This window comes from Pseudomonas kilonensis, assembly GCF_001269885.1.
GTDB lineage: Bacteria > Pseudomonadota > Gammaproteobacteria > Pseudomonadales > Pseudomonadaceae > Aquipseudomonas > Aquipseudomonas kilonensis.
Map to the genome: position 1 here is coordinate 165,860 of NZ_LHVH01000018.1, position 18,128 is coordinate 183,987.

Consider the following 18,128-nt stretch of genomic DNA (forward strand, 5'->3'; position numbering starts at 1 on the left):
CGCCATGTCAGATCTGTCCTTCTCCAGCTTCTGTGGCTGGCTCAAATTCCGCCACTTGCTGCTGATCGACACGTTGGGGCGCACCCGCAACATGCACCTGGCGGCGCAGCAGATGAACCTCAGCCAGCCGGCCATCAGCAAGATGCTCAAGGAAATCGAAAGCCTGCTCGGCTTTGCCTTGTTCGAGCGGTTGCCTCGGAGCATGCCGCCTACGGCTTTGGGCGAACACGTACTGCGGTATGCGCAGATTGCCTTGAATGATGCGCGCTCGTTCGTCGAACAGATCAGCAGCTTGCGCGAGGGGGGGCACGGTTTTCTCAAGGTCGGCGGGATCTTTGCCGCCACTGCGGTGGCTTTGCCCGAGGCGATCCTGCAGATCAAGCAGCGCTGGCCGTTGCTGTCGATTGAAGTGGTGGAGCAGACCAGTAACCACCTGATGGAGATGCTTGAAGAGAAGACGCTTGACCTGGCGGTGGCCCGTTTTACCGATCAAAGCCAGCAGCAGCGCTATGACTTCCAACCGTTGGCCCCAGAACCGTTCTGCATCGTGGTCAACTGTCACCATCCGTTGGCCGGCGCGGGCCCGGTCTCCTTGCAGCAGTTGGTGGACTTGCCGTGGATTCTCTATCCGGTCGGCACGCCGATTCGCGCACGCATGGAGCTGGCCTTCGCCGAGGCCGGGGTGGGAATGCCGCGCAACACCATCGACACCATTTCCATGCAGACCTTCCTCCAGGTGCTGCAACGCGGGCCCATGATCGGCATGCTGCCCAATGCGATGGTCGATCCGCTGCTCGAAAGCGGCCAGCTCAAGACTCTCGATACCCCGTTGCACCTGGTGCCGCAGGACTACGGCATTCTCACGCGCAAGGATGAGCCGTTGGTGGGCCCGGCGCTGGAGTTCGCCGAGATCCTCAAGGACAACGCCCGCCTGGCCGCCATGCAGCCTGCTTAAGGGCAAGATAAGTCTGTGGGAGCAAGGCTTGCCCGCGATGCAGGCGCCGCGTTTTCCCTCAAACCGCGTCGTCTTCATCGCGGGCAAGCCTTGCTCCCACAGATGACTCGCTACAGGTTCCATGGACTTGAGGATTAGTTGATAACGCCTCGTTATCAACTAATCCAAAAATGCCATTGGGAAAGAATCGCTCCCCGACAGTAGAGTCCTCGTTCAATCGCCGGATGATTCGCTCATTCGACGTGACCCAATAAAAACAATCAGGGGTTACCTCATGCAAACCATCTCCGAGCAGTTGCCCACGCAGGCTCCCGCCTGCGAACTGGATTTCGAAGACCGGACCTACCGCAAGGTGATCTGGCGGATCCTGCCCGTGTTGCTGTTGTGCTACATGGCGGCGTACCTCGATCGAGTGAACATAGGGTTCGCCAAGCTCGACATGCTTAACGAGCTGCAATTCAGCAACACCGTGTATGCCTTGGGCGCCAGTATGTTTTTCTGGGGCTATTTCCTCTTCGAAGTCCCCAGCAACCTGTTGCTGCATCGCTTTGGCGCGCGGTTCTGGATCGCCCGGATCATGCTCAGTTGGGCGGTGATTTCCATGGCCGTGGCCTACACCGTGCCGCTGGCAGGCTTGTTCCACGTCGAATCGAGCACCATGTTCTACGTGCTGCGCTTTCTGTTGGGCATCTGTGAAGCGGGCTTTTTCCCCGGCGTGATCCTGTACCTCAACTACTGGTTCCCGACCCACCGGCAGAGCCGGGTGATGTCCGGGTTCCTGCTGGCGTTGCCGGTCAGCCTGACCCTGGGTGGGATACTCTCCGGCTGGCTGATGAACAGCATGCAAGGGGTGCATGGCCTGTCTGGCTGGCAATGGATGTTGCTCATCGAAGGCATTCCTTCGATCATCATGGCGTTCGTGGTGATCGTCTGCCTGGCCGACAACATCGACAAAGCCAAATGGCTGTCTGTCGCGGAAAAAGCCCTGCTCAAGGCCAACCTGCAAACCGACAACCAGGGCAAGGCCACGCGCTTGAGTGAAGTGTTCTTCAATCCTCGGGTGTGGTTGCTGGTGTTGATCCTGCTGACCTTCAACACCGGCTTCTATGGCCTGGCGTTCTGGATGCCGTCGATCATCAAGAGCACCGGCATCACCAACAGCCTGCACATCGGTTTGCTGACCGCCATCCCCTACTCGGTGGCGATGGTGGCGATGCTGCTCAACGCGCGGCACTCCAACCGCACCGGCGAGCGGCGCCTGCATGCGGCGATCCCAGCCTTCATTGGCGGTGTCGGCCTGATCCTCAGTGCTTTCTTCGCTGACAACCTGGTGCTGTCGGTGCTCTTTCTCAGCGTCGCCGCCTCGGGGATCCTCAGCCTGATGCCGATTTTCTGGACCCTGCCGGGCACCGTACTGTCGGGCGTCGCCGCTGCGGCCGGCATTGGCATGATCAACGCCATCGGCAACCTGTCGGGCTTCACCGGTTCGATGATCACCGCCGTGGCCGAAACCCTCACGGGCAACATCAACAATGGCACCTATGTACTGGCCTTGTGTCTTTTGGTCAGCGGTGGACTGATCCTGGCCATTCCCGCCTCGATGCTCGGCAGGACACCCAAGCACGCCACCACGGCAGCCCAACTGGAGACCGCATGAACCTACAAAACAAGCGCGTACTGGTGACGGCAGCAGGGCAGGGCATTGGCTTGGCCAGCGCCATTGCCTTCGCCCGAGCCGGTGCCGAGGTGTTCGCCACTGACATCGATATCCAGGCATTGGCGGGGATCGAAGGGATTACCGCCATGCCCTTGGATGTCACGTCGCCCGCTGCCATCAGCGCCGCCTGCGAACGCATCGGTGGGCTCGACGTGTTGTTCAACTGCGCAGGCTTTGTGCACAGCGGCAACATCCTCGACTGCGACGAAGCCGCCTGGGCACGTTCGATGGACCTCAATGTCACGGCCATGTACCGGATGATCCATGTGTTCCTGCCGGGCATGCTGGGCCGTGGCGGCGGTTCGATCATCAACATGTCGTCGGTGGCCTCCAGCGTCAAGGGCGTGCCCAATCGCTTCGCCTATGCCACCAGCAAGGCTGCAGTCGTGGGCCTGACCAAGGCCGTCGCCATCGACTTCGTCAGCCAGGGCATCCGCTGCAACGCGATCTGCCCAGGCACCGTGGATTCACCCTCGTTGCGCCAGCGCATCGCCGATCAGGCCACGCAGCAGGGCGTCGATGAGGCGCAGGTCTACCGGCAATTTCTCGACCGCCAGCCCATGGGCCGCATCGGCCACACTGAAGAGATCGCGCAGTTGGCGTTGTACCTGGGCAGCGATGCGTCCGCCTACACCACGGGTGCCATCCACATCATCGACGGTGGCATGAGCATCTGAACCCCGGTCTTCACTTGAGCAGGAGCACGACATGAAACTATTGCGCTACGGCGAAAAAGGTTCGGAAAAACCCGGGCTGTTGGATGCCGACAATCAGATCCGCGACCTCTCGGGCCATGTGCCGGACATCGCCGGGCAGGTCCTTGGCCCGGACAGCCTGGCAGCGCTCGCCGCCCTCGACCCGCGCAGCCTGCCGATCGTGGCCGGCCAGCCGCGCATCGGTGCCTGCGTCGGCCAGGTCGGCAAATTCATCTGCATTGGCTTGAACTACGCCGACCATGCGGCCGAGTCGAATATGGAGGTGCCCAAGGAGCCGATCATCTTCAACAAATGGACCAGTGCCATTTGTGGGCCGAACGACGACATCCAGATCCCGCGCGGCTCGCTCAAGACCGACTGGGAAGTCGAGCTGGGCGTGGTCATCGGTAAAGGCGGGCGCTACATCGACGAAGCCAATGCCATGGAGCATGTCGCCGGCTACTGCGTCATCAACGATGTGTCCGAGCGCGAGTGGCAACTGGAGCGCGGCGGCACCTGGGACAAGGGCAAGGGCTTCGACACCTTCGGCCCCCTCGGGCCGTGGCTGGTGACCCGGGACGACATTGCCGACCCGCATACGCTGGACCTGTGGCTGGAGGTCGACGGACACCGCTATCAGAATGGCAATACCCGAACGCTGATCTTCAGCGTGCCGCAACTGATTGCCTACCTGAGCCGGTGCATGAGCCTGCAACCGGGGGATGTGATCTCCACCGGCACGCCGCCCGGCGTCGGCCTGGGCATCAAGCCCACCCCGGTGTTCCTGCGCCCGGGCCAGACCATGCGCCTGGGAATCCAGGGCTTGGGCGAACAGCGCCAGGTCACGGTGCAGGCGGACTGATCATCGGGCTCGTTGCCGTCATCGCGAGCAGGCTCGCTCCCACAGTGGATCTTCGACAGGCACAAAATTCATGTGCCTCGCAGGCCCCTGTGGGAGCGGGCTTGCTCGCGAAGGCGGCGTCACAGTTAATGAAGATGTTGAATGTGCTGGCCTCTTCGCGAGCAAGCCCGCTCCCACAGAGGATTGCGGATGTACGCGGATATTGTGCCCGCTGAAGATCCACTGTGGGAGCGAGCCTGCTCGCGATAGCGGTGGGTCAGTTTGCATCATCCCTTGGGATCAACACGCCTGACACGCTTCATCACCACCACAAAAAACACCGGCACAAACACCACCGCCAGCGTCGCGGTGATCATCCCGCCGATCACTCCGGTACCGATGGCCTGCTGGCTCGCCGAACTGGCGCCCGTGGCAATCGCCAGCGGTACCACCCCAAGGATGAAGGCCAGCGAGGTCATGATGATCGGCCGCAGGCGCAGGCGTGCCGCCTGGAGCGTGGCGTCGATCAGGTCGTGGCCTTCGTCGTACAGGCTCTTGGCGAACTCGATGATCAGGATCGCGTTTTTCGCCGACAGGCCGATGATGGTGATCAGCCCGATCTTGAAGAACACGTCGTTAGGCATGCCGCGCAACGACACGGCCAATACCGCGCCGAGCACACCCAACGGCACCACCAGCAACACCGAGGTCGGGATCGACCAGCTCTCGTACAGCGCCGCCAGGCACAGGAACACCACCAGCAGCGACAGGCCCAACAGGATGGGTGCCTGGCTGCCGGACAAGCGTTCCTGCAAGGACAACCCCGTCCACTCCTGGCCCAGGCCCGTCGGCCCCAGGGCCACCAGCCGTTCGATTTCGGCCATGGCTTGCCCGGTGCTGTAGCCCGGTGCCGACTCACCGGAAATGCTCACCGCCGGATAACCGTTATAGCGGGTCAATTGCGCCGGCCCCTGGGTCCAGCGGGCCTGGACGAAGGCTGACAACGGGACCATTTTTCCACTGTTGTTGCGCACATGAATCTTCAGCAAGTCTTCGACCTGGCTGCGCTGGTCGCCCTCGGCCTGGACCACCACCCGTTGCATGCGCCCCTGGTTGGGGAAGTCGTTGATGTAGGTCGAACCCACTGCCGTGGACAACACACTGCCGACGTCGGCAAAGGAAATGCCCAGGGCATTGGCCTGCTTGCGGTCGACCTCCAATTGCACCTGCGGCGCCTCCGCCAGGGCGCTTTCACGCACATTCATCAGTATCGGGCTTTTGTCGGCGGCGGCGAGCAATTCGCTGCGGGCCTGCATCAAGGTGGCATGGCCGAGGCCACCACGGTCCTGCAAACGGAACTCGAAACCGCTGGATGTGCCCAGGCCGTCCACCGGCGGCGGTAGCACCGAGAAGGCCATGGCGTCCTTGATCTGGCTCAGCGCCAGGTTGGCGCGGTCGGCGATGGACGCCGCCGAATCATCGACGCCGCGTTGCGACCAGTCCTTGAGGGTGGTGAAGGCCAGGGCCGCGTTCTGCCCGCTGCCGGAAAAGCTGAAACCGAGAATGATCGTGCTGTCACCGACTCCCGGTTCGCCGGCGTTGTGGGCTTCGATCTGCTCCACCACCTGCACCGTCCGGTTTTTGCTGGCACCCGGTGGCAGCTGGATGTCGGTGATGGTGTAGCCCTGGTCTTCCACCGGCAGGAACGAGGAGGGCAGGCGACTGAACAGCAGGCCCATGCCCACCAGCAACACGCCGTAGATCAGCAGATAACGGCCGCTGCGTTTTACCGCATAGGCCACCCAACCTTGATAGCGCTCGCCGAATCGGTCGAAACCACGATTGAACAGGCCGAAGAAACCGGTCTTGGCGTGGTGATCACCTTTGGCGACCGGTTTGAGCAAGGTCGCGCAAAGCGCCGGGGTCAAGGTCAGGGCGAGAAACGCCGAGAACAGGATCGAGGTCGCCATCGACAGCGAGAACTGCTGGTAGATCACCCCCACCGAGCCCTGCATAAAGGCCATCGGAATGAACACCGCCACCAGCACCAGGGTGATGCCGATGATCGCCCCGGTGATCTGCCCCATGGCCTTGCGCGTGGCCTCCTTGGGCGACAAGCCTTCCTGGGCCATGATCCGCTCGACGTTCTCCACCACCACGATGGCATCGTCCACCAGGATGCCGATGGCCAGCACCATGCCGAACATCGTCAGCACGTTGATCGAGAACCCCAGCGCGAGCATCGTCGCGAAGGTGCCCATCAGCGCCACCGGCACCACCAATGTCGGGATCAGGGTGTAGCGGATGTTCTGCAGGAACAGGAACATCACCGCGAACACCAGCAACATCGCCTCGCCGAGGGTGTAGATCACCTTGGTGATCGAGACCTTGACGAACGGCGACGTGTCATAGGGAATCTTGTACTCCACGCCGGCCGGGAAGTAGCGCGATAGCTCGTCCATCTTGTTGCGCACGAGGGTCGCGGTGTTCAAGGCGTTGGCGCCCGGCGACAGTTGTACCGCCACGGCAGTGGACGGCTTGCCGTTCAGGCGCGTGGAAAACTGGTATTCCTGGCTGCCGATTTCCACCCGTGCCACGTCGGCGATGCGCACCGTCGAGCCATCGGGGTTGGCCTTGAGCACAATGTCGGCGAACTCCTGCGGCGTGTTGAGCTGGCCTTTGACGACGATGGTCGCGGTGATTTCCTGGGTGCTGCGGCTCGGTAAATCGCCCAGGCTGCCGGCCGACACCTGGGCGTTCTGCGCCACGATGGCGGCATTGACGTCGGCCGGGGTCAGGTTGAAGCCGACGAGTTTCTGCGGGTCGATCCAGATCCGCATGGCCCGTTCGGCCCCGTACAACTGGGCCTTGCCGACACCGTCCAGGCGCTTGATCTCGTTCATCACGTTGCGCGCCAGGTAGTCGCTGAGGGCCACGTCGTCGAGCTTGCCGTCGCTGGAGGTGAGGGTGATCAGCAGCAGGAAGCCGGCGGAGACTTTGTCCACTTGCAAGCCTTGCTGGGTCACCGCTTGCGGCAGGCGCGACTCCACGGCCTTGAGGCGGTTCTGCACGTCGACCTGGGCCAGTTCCGGGTTGGTGCCGGGTTGGAAGGTCGCGGTGATGGTGGCGCTGCCCAGGCTGCTCTGGGACTCGAAATACAGCAGGTTGTCGGTGCCGTTGAGTTCCTCCTCGATCAGGCTGACCACGCTTTCGTCCACGGTTTGCGCCGAAGCACCCGGGTAGACGGTGTAGATCTCGATTTGTGGCGGGGCCACGACCGGGTACTGCGCCACCGGCAGTTGCGGAATGGCCAGGATACCGGCCAACAGGATGAACAGCGCGACGACCCAGGCGAATACCGGGCGGTCGATGAAGAATTGCGGCATGGCTTAGTGTCCTGCCTGTGGCCCGGGAACCTGGGCGAGGGGAAGTGGGGAATCGTCGACCCGGACCTGCTCGCCGGGACGGGCGTGTTGCAGGCCTTCGATGACGATGCGGTCGCCGGGCTTCAAACCTTGCGTGACGACCCAGCGATCGTTTTGCGCGGCGCCCAGTTGCACCGGTTGCTGGCTGACCTTCTGCTCGGCATCCAGCAGCAACACCTGGGCGACTCCGGCGCTGTCTCGCAAAATCGCCCGCTGCGGCACGGTGATGCCTTGGCTGTTGACCGCCTGTTCCAGGCGCACGCGAATGAAACTGCCAGGCAGCAAGTCCAGGTCGGGGTTGGGGAATTCGCTGCGCAGGGTGATCTGGCCGGTGCTCGGGTCGACGCTGAGGTCGGTGAACAGCAATTTGCCGGGCAGCGGATAGGGGCTGCCATCGTCCTGAATCAACGTGGCCTTGGCCTGGCCCTGGCCGACCGCTTGCAAAAGCCCTGTGCGAAAGGCGCGGCGCAGGTCGTTGAGTTCGCGGGTCGACTGCGTGAGGTCAGCGTGGATCGGGTCCAGCTGCTGGATCAATGCCAACGGCGTGCTTTCGTTCTGCCCAACCAAAGCGCCTTCCGTCACCAGGGCGCGACCGATCCGTCCGGAAATCGGCGCGGTCACCGTGGCGTACCCGAGGTTCAGTTTCGCCCGTTCCACCGCGGCCTTGCTGGCCGCGACGTCAGCGGCGGTCTGGCGCACGCTGGCCCGGGCGTTGTCGTAATCCTGGCCACTGATCGCCTTGTCATCGATCAACTGGGCATAACGCTGTGCCTGCAAACGGGCCTGGAACGCGTTGGCCTCGGCCTTGCGCAACGCCGCCTCGGCACTGTCCAGGTCGGCCTTGAATGGCGCCGGATCGATGCGAAACAGCACCTCGCCCTGTTTGACGTCGCGGCCTTCACGAAACACCCGCTGCAAGACCACGCCGGCCACCCGCGCCCGGACTTCGGCCACCCGCGGCGCGGCGATCCGGCCGCTCAGCTCGTTGCTGATCGACAGTGGCCGGGCCTGGACGGTTTCGACGCGCACGCTTGCCAGCGGGGTGGAGGTTTCCGGGGTCGAGGCGCTATCACAGCCACTGAGCAGCAGCGCCCCGACCAACAGGCCCAGTGTGACGAAAGGAATCTTGGACATGGTGCTTCCCCACTATTGAGCTGCCCATGGTAGGGATCGAGTCCAACGACAGGGGTGAAGCTTTGTAGGCGCTCTGTGAAATTGTGTAATGGCCCCTAAATCCGAAAGTGACCGACCAGTTGCTGTTGATGATTGGCCATCGCACGCAACGAGTGGCTCGCCTGCGAGGCTTCTTCCATGCGGCTGGTCAAGGTTTCACTGATCCCGCGAATGTCGCTGACGCGGTGGCTGATGTCTTCCACCACAGCGCTTTGCTCCAGGGCAGCGCTGGCGATCTGCTGGTTCATGTGTTCGATCACTTCCACTGCGTCGGTGATGCGCTGCAGTGCCGCCTGGGTCTTGTCGACGTGAGCGACGCTGTCCCTGGCCAGCTCGCGGCTCGACTGGGTGCTGTGCACGACGTCCTGACTCAGTTGCTGCAACGCTTCGATCACCGAGCGTATTTGTTCGACCGAATTCTGCGTATTACTCGCCAGATGCCGCACTTCGTCGGCCACCACCGCGAAACCACGCCCCTGTTCACCCGCCCTGGCGGCCTCGATGGCGGCATTCAAGGCCAGCAGGTTGGTCTGCTGGGCAATGGCGCAGATCACGTCCAGCACCTGGCCGATGTGTTGACTGTTGCCGGCCAGCGCCTGCACTTGCTCAAGCGTGGTCTCCAGGCGCCGGTCCAGGCTGTCGATGCTGGTGACCGCGTTGGCGAACAGTTCACGCCCCGATCGGCTGGCGCTTTCGGCGACGGTGGCGGCATCGGCCGCCTGGTGGGAATGGCGGGCCACTTCCTGGGCACTGGTGCTCATTTCATGCAAGGCCGTTGCCGCCAGTTCGACTTCCCGGTACTGCGTGTGCATGCCCGCGCTGACTTCCCGGGCCACCTGTGCCGACGTGTCGGCGGTGTTGCGGGTGTCCAGGGAGGCTTGCTGGATATCGCGGATGATGGGCTGCAATTTGTCGAGAAAGCGATTGAAGCCCTTCGCCAGTAGGCCCAATTCATCGTGGCGGTCGTTGGGCAGGCGCTGGGTGAGATCGCCGTCGCCGTCGACAATCGCATCGAGCATATGCGCCACCCGCAGCAGCGGCCGGGTCACGCCGTAAGCGGTGAGCCAGATGAGCAACAGGCCCAAGCCGGCAGCCAGCAAGCCGAGGCTGAGGTTGAACCAGTTGGCCTGGCGATGCTTGTCGTCCAACTGTGCCTGCATGTGCAGGGCCGGTGCTTGCACAAGTGCTTCGGGCACGCGTATCTGCAATTGCCAGGGGGGATTGTCGGGGACGGTTTGCACGGCTTGTCGAGCGTCGACGGAGGTGCCGTCAACCGCGCCGCTATGGCCGGCAACTTGCCCTGACGGGGAAAGAATGTTGATCTCGCTGTGGCCAGGATACAGGTCGTTGGCAAGGCTGGCGGCGAGTTGCTGGAGGGTATCGAGGCTGATGTCCATGCCCACCACGCCGATGACTTTGCCCTGGTCCAGCAACGGTATGGAGATGCTGCTCATCAACGTCTTCTGGCCTTCGACCTCGATCGCGTAGGGCTCTGTCACGCAGGTGCGCCCCTGGGTTTGCGGGCAGACGTACCAGGCATTCTCCGGCTCGCTGCCCGGTGGTGCGGTGTTGGCGCTGATCTGGGCTTCGCTGAGCACCTCTTGCACCAAATGGCCGGGTTGGCTTTGCGACCAGTACAGGGCAAAGCGACCTTTTTCATTGCCGGCCAGATCGCGTTGGCCAGTGAAAGCGGCATCTTCACCGACCAGCGCGTCGGGCAGCAGCACCACGTAGAAACCGAGGACTTTTTCACGGTTCTGAAGGGCTTGGCGGGTCGCGGCGATCAGGTCCCGGCGCAGTTGCCCTGGCGTCAGTCGCCCGTTCCACGCCTGGGCGCGCAGTTGCAGGACCTGCTGGGCAAAGCCCTCCCCATAGATCGCCGTTTCGCTGAAAAAACGTTCCACCCGCTGACCATGGGCCAGGCCCTGTGCCTGCAAACCTTCCAGGGCCGAGCGCCCGAGCAGTTGACTGCTTTGCTGCTTGAGCAGCGTCGCGCCTTGCTGGTTCTGATACAGGGAGGCGCCGGTCAATGCCCCGACGACGGCGAGCAGGCACAGGCCACTCAAGAGCGTGATTCGCCATTGGATAGAGAGACGAGCGAAGAACATGCTGAAGTTTCCTGCGCTTAGGGGCTTTTATTGTTTTGGGCCCAGCACTGTTTGAAGGACGGGCGAGGCTATCTTGCGGCAGGAAGCGCCTGCCGGTTATCCCGAATCGGCAGCCGTTGTGCGCCGACATTGGGCTAATGCGGGGCACTTAGAGCGACGACGTCCCCTGTGGCGAGGGGATTTATCCCCGTTGGGCTGCGCAGCAGCCCCCTAAGCAGTCAACTCAATCTGTCTGATACACCGGGTTGCCTGCATTTAGGGCCGCTTCGCGCCCCAGCGGGGCGGTGCGACGTTTCGCTAAATCCCCTCGCCACAGGAATGTCCTTGGCTCTGATGGGGCTGACCTGTTTTGGGGCGCGGCTTCGGATGCTGCCGTTTTGGGATAGCGAGTGGGTTTGGCAACGGCCTAGCATCGAATCCAGCGTGCAAGCAGAACAATAAGCTTTTGGACGTCGGCGAAGCTGGCGTCTGCGATCCAGCAACAACTGCCTCATACAACAAGGTCAAAAAAATGAGCGTATCTTTCCCGATCAGCAGTTCGACGGAGTTGAAGCGCGGCGCCTTGGGTGTCGGTTTCATCATCTTCTTTGTGATTTCGGCGGCGAGTCCCTTGAGCGTCATCGCCGGCGGTTTCCCCATTGGTATCATGCTGGGCAACGGCGCTGGCACACCGGCATTGCTGCTCCTGGCCTTGCTGGTGTTACTGGCGTTCTCGGCGGGCTACACCGCCATGTCCCGGCACATGACCAATGCCGGCGGTTTCTATGCATTCACTGCTCGCGGTTTGGGTGGCTTGGCCGGCGGTGCGGCGGGGGTGCTGGCGATGTTTGCCTACAACATCCTGCAAGTCGGGTTGTATGGCATGTTCGGCGGCGTGGTTAGCGGGACGATGGCCAGCGTCTTTGGCCTGGACTTGCCTTGGTGGACCTATTCGCTCCTGGCAATGGCGAGCATCGCGATTCTTGGCTATCGCAAGATCGACCTGTCGGCCCGGGTGCTGTCGGTGGTGGTGATTGCCGAGTACCTGGCAATCCTGACGCTGGATTTCGCCATTCTCAAGACCGGTGGCGACAGTGGCATCAATCTCGATTCGTTCGAGCGCAGCCATGTGTTCAGCGGCACGCCGTCCATCGGCTTGCTGTTCTGCTTCGCGGCGTTCATCGGCTTCGAGGCCACCACCATCTACGGCGAGGAGGCGAGGAATCCGCACCGCACGATTCCCATTGCCACCTACAGCTCGGTGCTGTTGATCGGTGGTTTCTATGCCTTGTCGGTCTGGGCGATGGTGATCGGCGTCGGGGCCGACAAGATCGTGCCGACCCTGCAGGCGCTCCAGGATCCGACGACGTTCATCTACGGCATGTCCGATCATTTTGTCGGCCCGCACCTGACCCAGATCATCCGCGTGCTGTTCATGGTCAGCATCTACGCCGGGCTGCTGGCGTTCCACAATGCCGCGGCGCGTTACTTCTATGCCATCGGCCGCGACGGTTTGCTGCACAGCCGGTTGGGCACCACCCATCGCGTGCACCAGAGTCCGCACATGGGCTCGGTCCTGCAAAGCCTGATCGCGGCGGTGGTGGTGCTGATCTTCGCCGCGCTGGACGCCGATCCGATCCTTCAGCTGTTCGCCTGGTTTTCCAACCTGGCCACGTTGTGCGTGATCCTGCTCATGGCGCTGACCTCAGCGGCGGTGTTTGTCTATTTCCGTGCACACCCGGAGCTGAAGCTGGGGCTCTGGCGCGGTCGGATTCTTCCGGTCTTTTCGTGCCTGGCATTGCTGGTGGTCCTGGCCCTTGCGGTGATTCATTTCGACGTGCTGACCGGCGCCAGCCAGCTTCTGTCCTATGGCCTATGCGCGGTGATTCCCGCCGCGCTGATCGTCGGTGTGTTCCTCGCCGCTCGATTGCGCAAGGCATCGCCCGAGCGATTCATGGCGCTGGGAAGCCACAAGCTCTGAGGCGTCAGGCACAACGTCAATCCACCCAGAAAATAAGTCCGCTGTCGTTCGGGACGGTTCGTCAGCGCGTGAAAGGAAGGTTCTATGCACGATTATCAAATGCTCATCAATGGGGCTCGGGTCGACGGTGAGAACGGGCACTTTGATGTGCTCAATCCGGCGACCGGTAAGGTGTTCGCTCGATGCGCGGCCGGTTCCCTGGCCCAGCTGGACCTCGCTGTCGAAGCGGCGCAGTCGGCCTTTGTCGAGTGGCGACACAGCACCCATGAAGATCGCCGCCAGAGCCTGCTGAGCATCGCTACCGATCTCGAACAGGAAGCCGATGCCTTGGCCCCGCTCATTGTCCTGGAACAGGGCAAACCACTGGAATTGGCGTTCTCCGAAGTGATGGGCGCGGTGGCCTGGACGCGTTATGCCGCCGAGCAGCAGATTCCCGTGGAGTTGGTGGAAGAAACCCCAACCCAGCGTATTGAACTGCACCGCAAGCCGTTGGGCGTGGTCGCGTCGATCACGCCTTGGAATTGGCCGTTCATGATCGCTGTCTGGCACATCATGCCGGCATTGCGGGCCGGTAACTGCGTGATCAGCAAACCGTCGAGCCTGACCCCCTTGAGTACCCTGCGCCTGGTGGAAGTCATCGCTCGCCACGTGCCTCGGGGCGTGATCAATAGCGTGACCGGTGAGCAAGGGTTCGGCAGTGCGATCACCGCCCACGCCGGTATCCAGAAAATTGTCTTCACCGGCTCCACCGCTACCGGCCAAAGCGTGATGCGCGGCGCCGCCGGCAACCTCAAGCGCCTGACCCTGGAGCTGGGCGGCAACGATGCCGCCATCGTGCTGCCAGGCACCTCGGTCGAGGCGGTCGCCGAAGATATTTTCCAGGCTGCATTCCTGAACATGGGGCAGACCTGCGCCGCCCTCAAGCGCTTGTACATCCACCAATCCCAGTACGAGGCTTTTGCCGAGGCCCTGACCCTGATCGCCCGGCGTCAGGTGGTGGGTGAGGGCCTGGCGCCCGGGGTCACGTTTGGCCCGGTGCAGAACCTCGAACAGTTGAAGCTGGTTGAGGAACTGGTGGCCGATGCCCGTGCCCAGGGGGCGCGGGTGTTGTGTGGCGGTGCTCGTCTGGACCGCCCGGGCTTTTTCTATCCGCCGACGCTGGTCGCCGATGTGACCGATGGGCAGCGCCTGGTGGATGAGGAGCAGTTCGGGCCGGTGTTGCCGCTGATTGCCTACCAGGATGTCGAGGATGTCCTGCGTCGCGCCAATGCGGGCGACATGGGCCTGGGGGGATCGGTCTGGGGGCGCGACAGCGAGCAGGCACAGGCCCTGGCCAGTCGCCTGGAATGTGGCATGGCCTGGGTCAACTGCCATGCGCAGATCCAGCCGAATACGCCGTTTGGCGGCAGCAAGATGTCCGGGTTCGGCGTCGAGTTCGGCCTTGAAGGGTTGCTGGAGTTCACCGGCCAGCAACTGCTGTACGTACGCAAGCGTGAAACTGAGTGAGGACTGCAACCATGTACGAGCACTACAAGACAGCACAAAAAAAATTCTGGCACCCGATGAGTTCTTCGGCGCCAGCCAACCGCTCCAAGACGTTGATCATCGCCCGTGGCGACGGTAACTACATCACCGACATCGAAGGCCATCGCATGCTCGATGGTGTCGGCGGTTTGTGGAACGTGAACGTGGGCCATAATCGAGCTTCAGTGAAGGCGGCCATTGCCGCGCAGCTGGACGAACTGGCTTATTACCAGACCTTCGACGGCATCGCCCATCCGCGAGTGTTCGACCTGGCCGAGCGGCTGACGTCGATGTTCGCCCAGGAAAACATGACCCGGGTGTTGTTCAGTTCCGGCGGTTCCGACGCGGTCGAGACGGCCCTGAAAATGGCCCGCCAATACTGGATCGCCAGCGGCGAGCCAGGGCGCACGCGCTTTCTCTCATTGCGCAATGGTTACCATGGCGTGCACGTGGGCGGCACCTCCGTGGGCGGCAACGGCGTATATCACTACAACCACGGGCCGCTGCTGGCTGGCTGTCATCTGCTCGACACGCCGTGGCTGTACCGCAACCCCTGGGACTGCCGCGATCCGGAAGAACTGACCGCGCAGTGCATTCGTCAATTGGAAGACCAGATCGCGCTGCTCGGCCCGCAGACCATTGCCGCGCTGATCGCCGAACCGGTGCAAGGCGCCGGCGGCGTGATCGTGCCGCCGGCGTACTACTGGAAGGGGCTGCGCGAAGTCTGCGACCATCACGGCATCCTGTTGATCGCCGATGAAGTGGTGACGGGGTTCGGCCGCACCGGTTGCATGCTCGGCAGTCGTGGCTGGGGTGTCGCCCCCGACGTACTGTGCCTGGCCAAGGGCATCACCGCCGGTTACATCCCCATGGGCGCCACGGTCTTCAACCAGCGCATGGTCGATGCCATCGAGAACGGCCCGGGTTTCAGCAACGTCATCATGCACGGCTACACCTACAGCGGGCACCCGACTGCCTGCGCGGCGGCCCTGGCGGTGCTGGACATCGTCGAGGCCGAGGATTTGCCAGGCAACGCCGGGAAGGTCGGTGCCCAGTTGCTGGAACAACTGCAACCGCTGACCGAGCGTTATGCGGTAGTGGGCGAAGTGCGCGGCAAGGGCTTGATGATCGCCGTGGACCTGGTGGCGGACAAGGCCACGCGCGAGCCGCTTGATCCGGCTACGGGCCTGGCCTCGCGCATCGCCGAGCAGGCGCGCCGGGCCGGCGTATTGATGCGCCCGATAGGCAACAAAATCGTGATGTCGCCACCGCTGACCCTCACGTCCGACGAGGCCGCCATGATGGTCGGCGCGTTGGACAGCGCGCTTGCCGACTGCCGTTAGCCCAGCCAGCCGGCGCCGCTTGCGGCACCGGCTCCTGAATATAAAAACAGCCTATCAAGGGCGCACCACAAGGAGCTCTAGCCATGCGGAACCTATCGCGTATGGGATTTTTCGGCAGTGGCCTTGCCTGTACGCTGGCGCTCTGCGCTGCGAGTCAGGTCCAGGCCTATGAGTTGTATGCCGATGACGACACTCACCTCAACGCCGACATGCTGGCCGTGTTCGGTCTTTTCAACAGTCGCAAGAACTACGACGGCACGCCAGGTGGTTCAACCTGGCGCGAAGGCTTCATCAAGTATGGCGTCAGCGGCGACCAGGGCCTGGCCGGCCATGGCACCGCCTACGGGGCGTTCAGCCTGGTCAGTTCCGCCACCTGGGGCGATGGCGACGCGGCCGGCAATACGCTGGGCAGCGAGCGCACGACGAAGATTGAAGACGCTTACCTGGGGTGGCGTTCCGCCGATCTGTTTCCCGTGTTGGGGCAGGACGGCGTCGATATTTCCGGTGGCCGCCAGGTGGTCAAGCTGGGCAGGGGATTTTTGATCAACGATGACGGGCCGAACCTGGGCAAAGGGCCTGCCGGTGGTCGCTTGAATCGCGGTGGCGCCTATTACCTGGCTGCCCGGCACGCGTTTGATCAAACCGCCGTATTACGTCTGGGCGGGCAGGATGGGCTGCATGGCAGTGTGGTGTGGCTCAAGTCCGATAACCGCGCCCAGGCCGAAACCGAACTGGCCGCCGGCACGCTCGATTACACCGCCAAGGCGGGCACGTTGGGACTGACCTGGATACATGGTCTTGACGTGAACGAGCAGTGGGCCAGCGATTTCCAGAAGCAACGCAAGGGCATGAACGTCTACAGCATTCGTGGTGAAGGCGACGCGGGCATCGAGAACGCCAGCCTGGCATTCGAATACGCCTGGCAGGACAAGGACGCCGGCCCGCAGAACGCCTGGTACGCCGAGGCCGGCTACACCTTTGCCGATCTCGCCTGGGCCCCGAAGCTGACGTATCGCTACACCCGTTATTCGCAAAAGTGGGACTCGCTGTTCACCGGGCTCAGCACGGGCTATGGCACCTGGTTCCAGGGTGAAGTCGCGGGCAATTATGCCGGGCCCTTCAACAGCAACACGGGCATTCATCATGTCGGCCTGACAGCCAAACCGTTGGAAAACCTGACCCTTGGTGCGCTGTACTTTGATTTCAACACGGTACGCAAAGATAGCGCCCTGAACCTGGATGCCCGTGAGCTGGATCTGTATGCCGAGTGGGCCGTCAACGAGCATTTGATCATCACGCCGCTGATAGGCCTCTACAAGCCGGATCGGGATGCAACGACCGGGGGCAATCAAGTGGCGGGCAATGGCACCAACGTGTACAGCCAGGTGACGGTGGCCGTGCCGTTCTGAGGCAGGGGGTGTTCGATAAACCCTGTGGCGAGGGGATTTATCCCCGCTGGGGCGCGAAGCGGCCCTAAATGCAGGCAACCCGGTGTGTCAGACAGATTGAGTTGACTGCTTAGGGGGCTGCTGCGCAGCCCAACGGGGATAAATCCCCTCGCCACAGGGAATCGTTTTTCTGGAGTGAGCAGTGTCCCTGCTTTCTAGCTGACAGCAGGCGGATGTTGCATCCGCTCGGCAATCCGCCGGGTGGTGTCCATCACCATTTCAACCACGGTTTCCTGGCGCAGCAGTTTGAAGCTGTCGGTGCTGCCGACGGCTGAAAGGCTGCCTACCACCTCGTCGAGCACGGGGTTGATGATCGGCGCCGCGATACCGGTGAGCCCCAGGTTGAGTTCATCGTGAGTCAGGCAATAGCCATCCTTGCGGATCTTTTTCGCCGCTTTGGAAAAACTTGCCCAGTCAAAGCCGTTGTCGGGGTCATTGGCCATGTGTTCTTCGAACAGGCGTTGCAGGCGCCGCCCCTTTTGGAAGGCGATCAGCACCTTGGATTGCGCACCGCGAAAAAACGGCAGTGGCTGGCCGCGACCGAATGCGAACTGGTAGGTGTTATCGGGTTCGGCGATGTAGGTGTTGATGATGTGGCCGTCATAGAAAACGCTGGCGAACACCGCCAGGCCAGTTGCCTCGGACAGCTGGTGCATCAACTCGCGGCCCGCCACGAGGATCGGGTCGTACTGGCGCATCATCCAGTCGAGTTCAATGATGCGTGGCCCCAGGCCGTAGCTGCCGGCATCCACCCGGACCAGCAGGCCAGCATCACACAAGTCCTTGACGTAGCGGTACACGGTCGCCCGTGACAGGCCCATGCGTTCGGCGATGGTGTCGGGGTCGATCTTCAGCGTTGCCGGGCCGAACAGGTCCAGCACACTCAGCATTTTGCTCAGACTGCTCATTTCGCTCCTAAAGGGGGGAATGGCGCGTAGG

At 62.4% G+C, this 18,128-nt stretch carries 12 protein-coding genes and 1 pseudogene; 8 read left to right on the forward strand and 5 right to left on the reverse strand.

Features of this window, described 5'->3' with window-relative positions; translation table 11 throughout:
• Nucleotides 1-4 precede the first annotated feature (4 nt).
• The 4 genes from AD662_RS12215 to AD662_RS12230 all read left to right on the forward strand — a co-directional run bounded on the left by AD662_RS12215 (nt 5) and on the right by AD662_RS12230 (nt 4,229).
• A complete protein-coding gene (locus AD662_RS12215; RefSeq protein WP_053187555.1) occupies nt 5-955 on the forward strand; it encodes a LysR family transcriptional regulator in 951 nt (316 codons plus the stop codon).
• A gap of 274 nt (nt 956-1,229) precedes the next feature.
• Nucleotides 1,230-2,612: an MFS transporter gene (locus AD662_RS12220; protein WP_053187558.1), complete on the forward strand. Its 1,383-nt coding sequence runs from the start codon at nt 1,230-1,232 to the stop codon at nt 2,610-2,612.
• Nucleotides 2,609-3,349 (forward strand): SDR family oxidoreductase, encoded by a 741-nt coding sequence (locus AD662_RS12225; RefSeq protein WP_018600526.1) that lies wholly within the window; start codon nt 2,609-2,611, stop codon nt 3,347-3,349. Before AD662_RS12220 ends, AD662_RS12225 begins: the two co-directional genes overlap by 4 nt.
• A 31-nt stretch (nt 3,350-3,380) precedes the next feature.
• Nucleotides 3,381-4,229, forward strand: coding sequence for an ureidoglycolate lyase (locus tag AD662_RS12230; RefSeq protein ID WP_053187561.1), 849 nt, complete (start codon nt 3,381-3,383; stop codon nt 4,227-4,229).
• A 266-nt stretch (nt 4,230-4,495) separates the two neighbouring features.
• Here the strand turns inward: AD662_RS12230 and AD662_RS12235 are convergent, their stop codons facing one another.
• From AD662_RS12235 to AD662_RS30135, 4 genes and pseudogenes are all read right to left on the reverse strand, one after another.
• On the reverse strand, nt 4,496-7,594 hold the full coding sequence (locus AD662_RS12235) for an efflux RND transporter permease subunit (RefSeq protein WP_053187564.1): 3,099 nt from the start codon (nt 7,592-7,594) through the stop codon (nt 4,496-4,498).
• A gap of 3 nt (nt 7,595-7,597) precedes the next feature.
• The gene (locus AD662_RS12240; protein ID WP_053187566.1) at nt 7,598-8,767 is read right to left on the reverse strand and encodes an efflux RND transporter periplasmic adaptor subunit; all 1,170 of its coding nucleotides are present in this window, start codon (nt 8,765-8,767) and stop codon (nt 7,598-7,600) included.
• A gap of 95 nt (nt 8,768-8,862) precedes the next feature.
• Nucleotides 8,863-9,618, reverse strand: a complete 756-nt coding sequence (locus AD662_RS30130; RefSeq protein WP_373419646.1) for a methyl-accepting chemotaxis protein — start codon at nt 9,616-9,618, stop codon at nt 8,863-8,865.
• Nucleotides 9,619-9,720: 102 nt separating this feature from the next.
• Nucleotides 9,721-10,914, reverse strand: a pseudogene (locus AD662_RS30135) (PDC sensor domain-containing protein); the annotation flags it as partial.
• Nucleotides 10,915-11,425: 511 nt separating this feature from the next.
• Between AD662_RS30135 and AD662_RS12250 the strand changes: the two are divergent.
• From AD662_RS12250 to AD662_RS12265, 4 genes are all read left to right on the forward strand, one after another.
• Nucleotides 11,426-12,874 carry an APC family permease gene (locus tag AD662_RS12250; RefSeq protein WP_053179063.1) on the forward strand — a complete coding sequence of 483 codons (1,449 nt, stop codon included), beginning with the start codon at nt 11,426-11,428 and terminating at the stop codon, nt 12,872-12,874.
• An 84-nt stretch (nt 12,875-12,958) separates the two neighbouring features.
• Nucleotides 12,959-14,380 carry an aldehyde dehydrogenase family protein gene (locus tag AD662_RS12255; RefSeq protein ID WP_053187569.1) on the forward strand — a complete coding sequence of 474 codons (1,422 nt, stop codon included), beginning with the start codon at nt 12,959-12,961 and terminating at the stop codon, nt 14,378-14,380.
• An 11-nt stretch (nt 14,381-14,391) separates the two neighbouring features.
• Nucleotides 14,392-15,741, forward strand: coding sequence for an aminotransferase class III-fold pyridoxal phosphate-dependent enzyme (locus AD662_RS12260; RefSeq protein WP_053187572.1), 1,350 nt, complete (start codon nt 14,392-14,394; stop codon nt 15,739-15,741).
• Between the two features lie 83 nt (nt 15,742-15,824).
• Nucleotides 15,825-17,150 carry an alginate export family protein gene (locus tag AD662_RS12265; protein WP_053187575.1) on the forward strand — a complete coding sequence of 442 codons (1,326 nt, stop codon included), beginning with the start codon at nt 15,825-15,827 and terminating at the stop codon, nt 17,148-17,150.
• A gap of 194 nt (nt 17,151-17,344) precedes the next feature.
• On the opposite strand, the gene AD662_RS12270 is transcribed toward AD662_RS12265, so the two are convergent.
• Nucleotides 17,345-18,097 carry an IclR family transcriptional regulator gene (locus AD662_RS12270; protein WP_053187578.1) on the reverse strand — a complete coding sequence of 251 codons (753 nt, stop codon included), beginning with the start codon at nt 18,095-18,097 and terminating at the stop codon, nt 17,345-17,347.
• Nucleotides 18,098-18,128 lie beyond the last annotated feature (31 nt).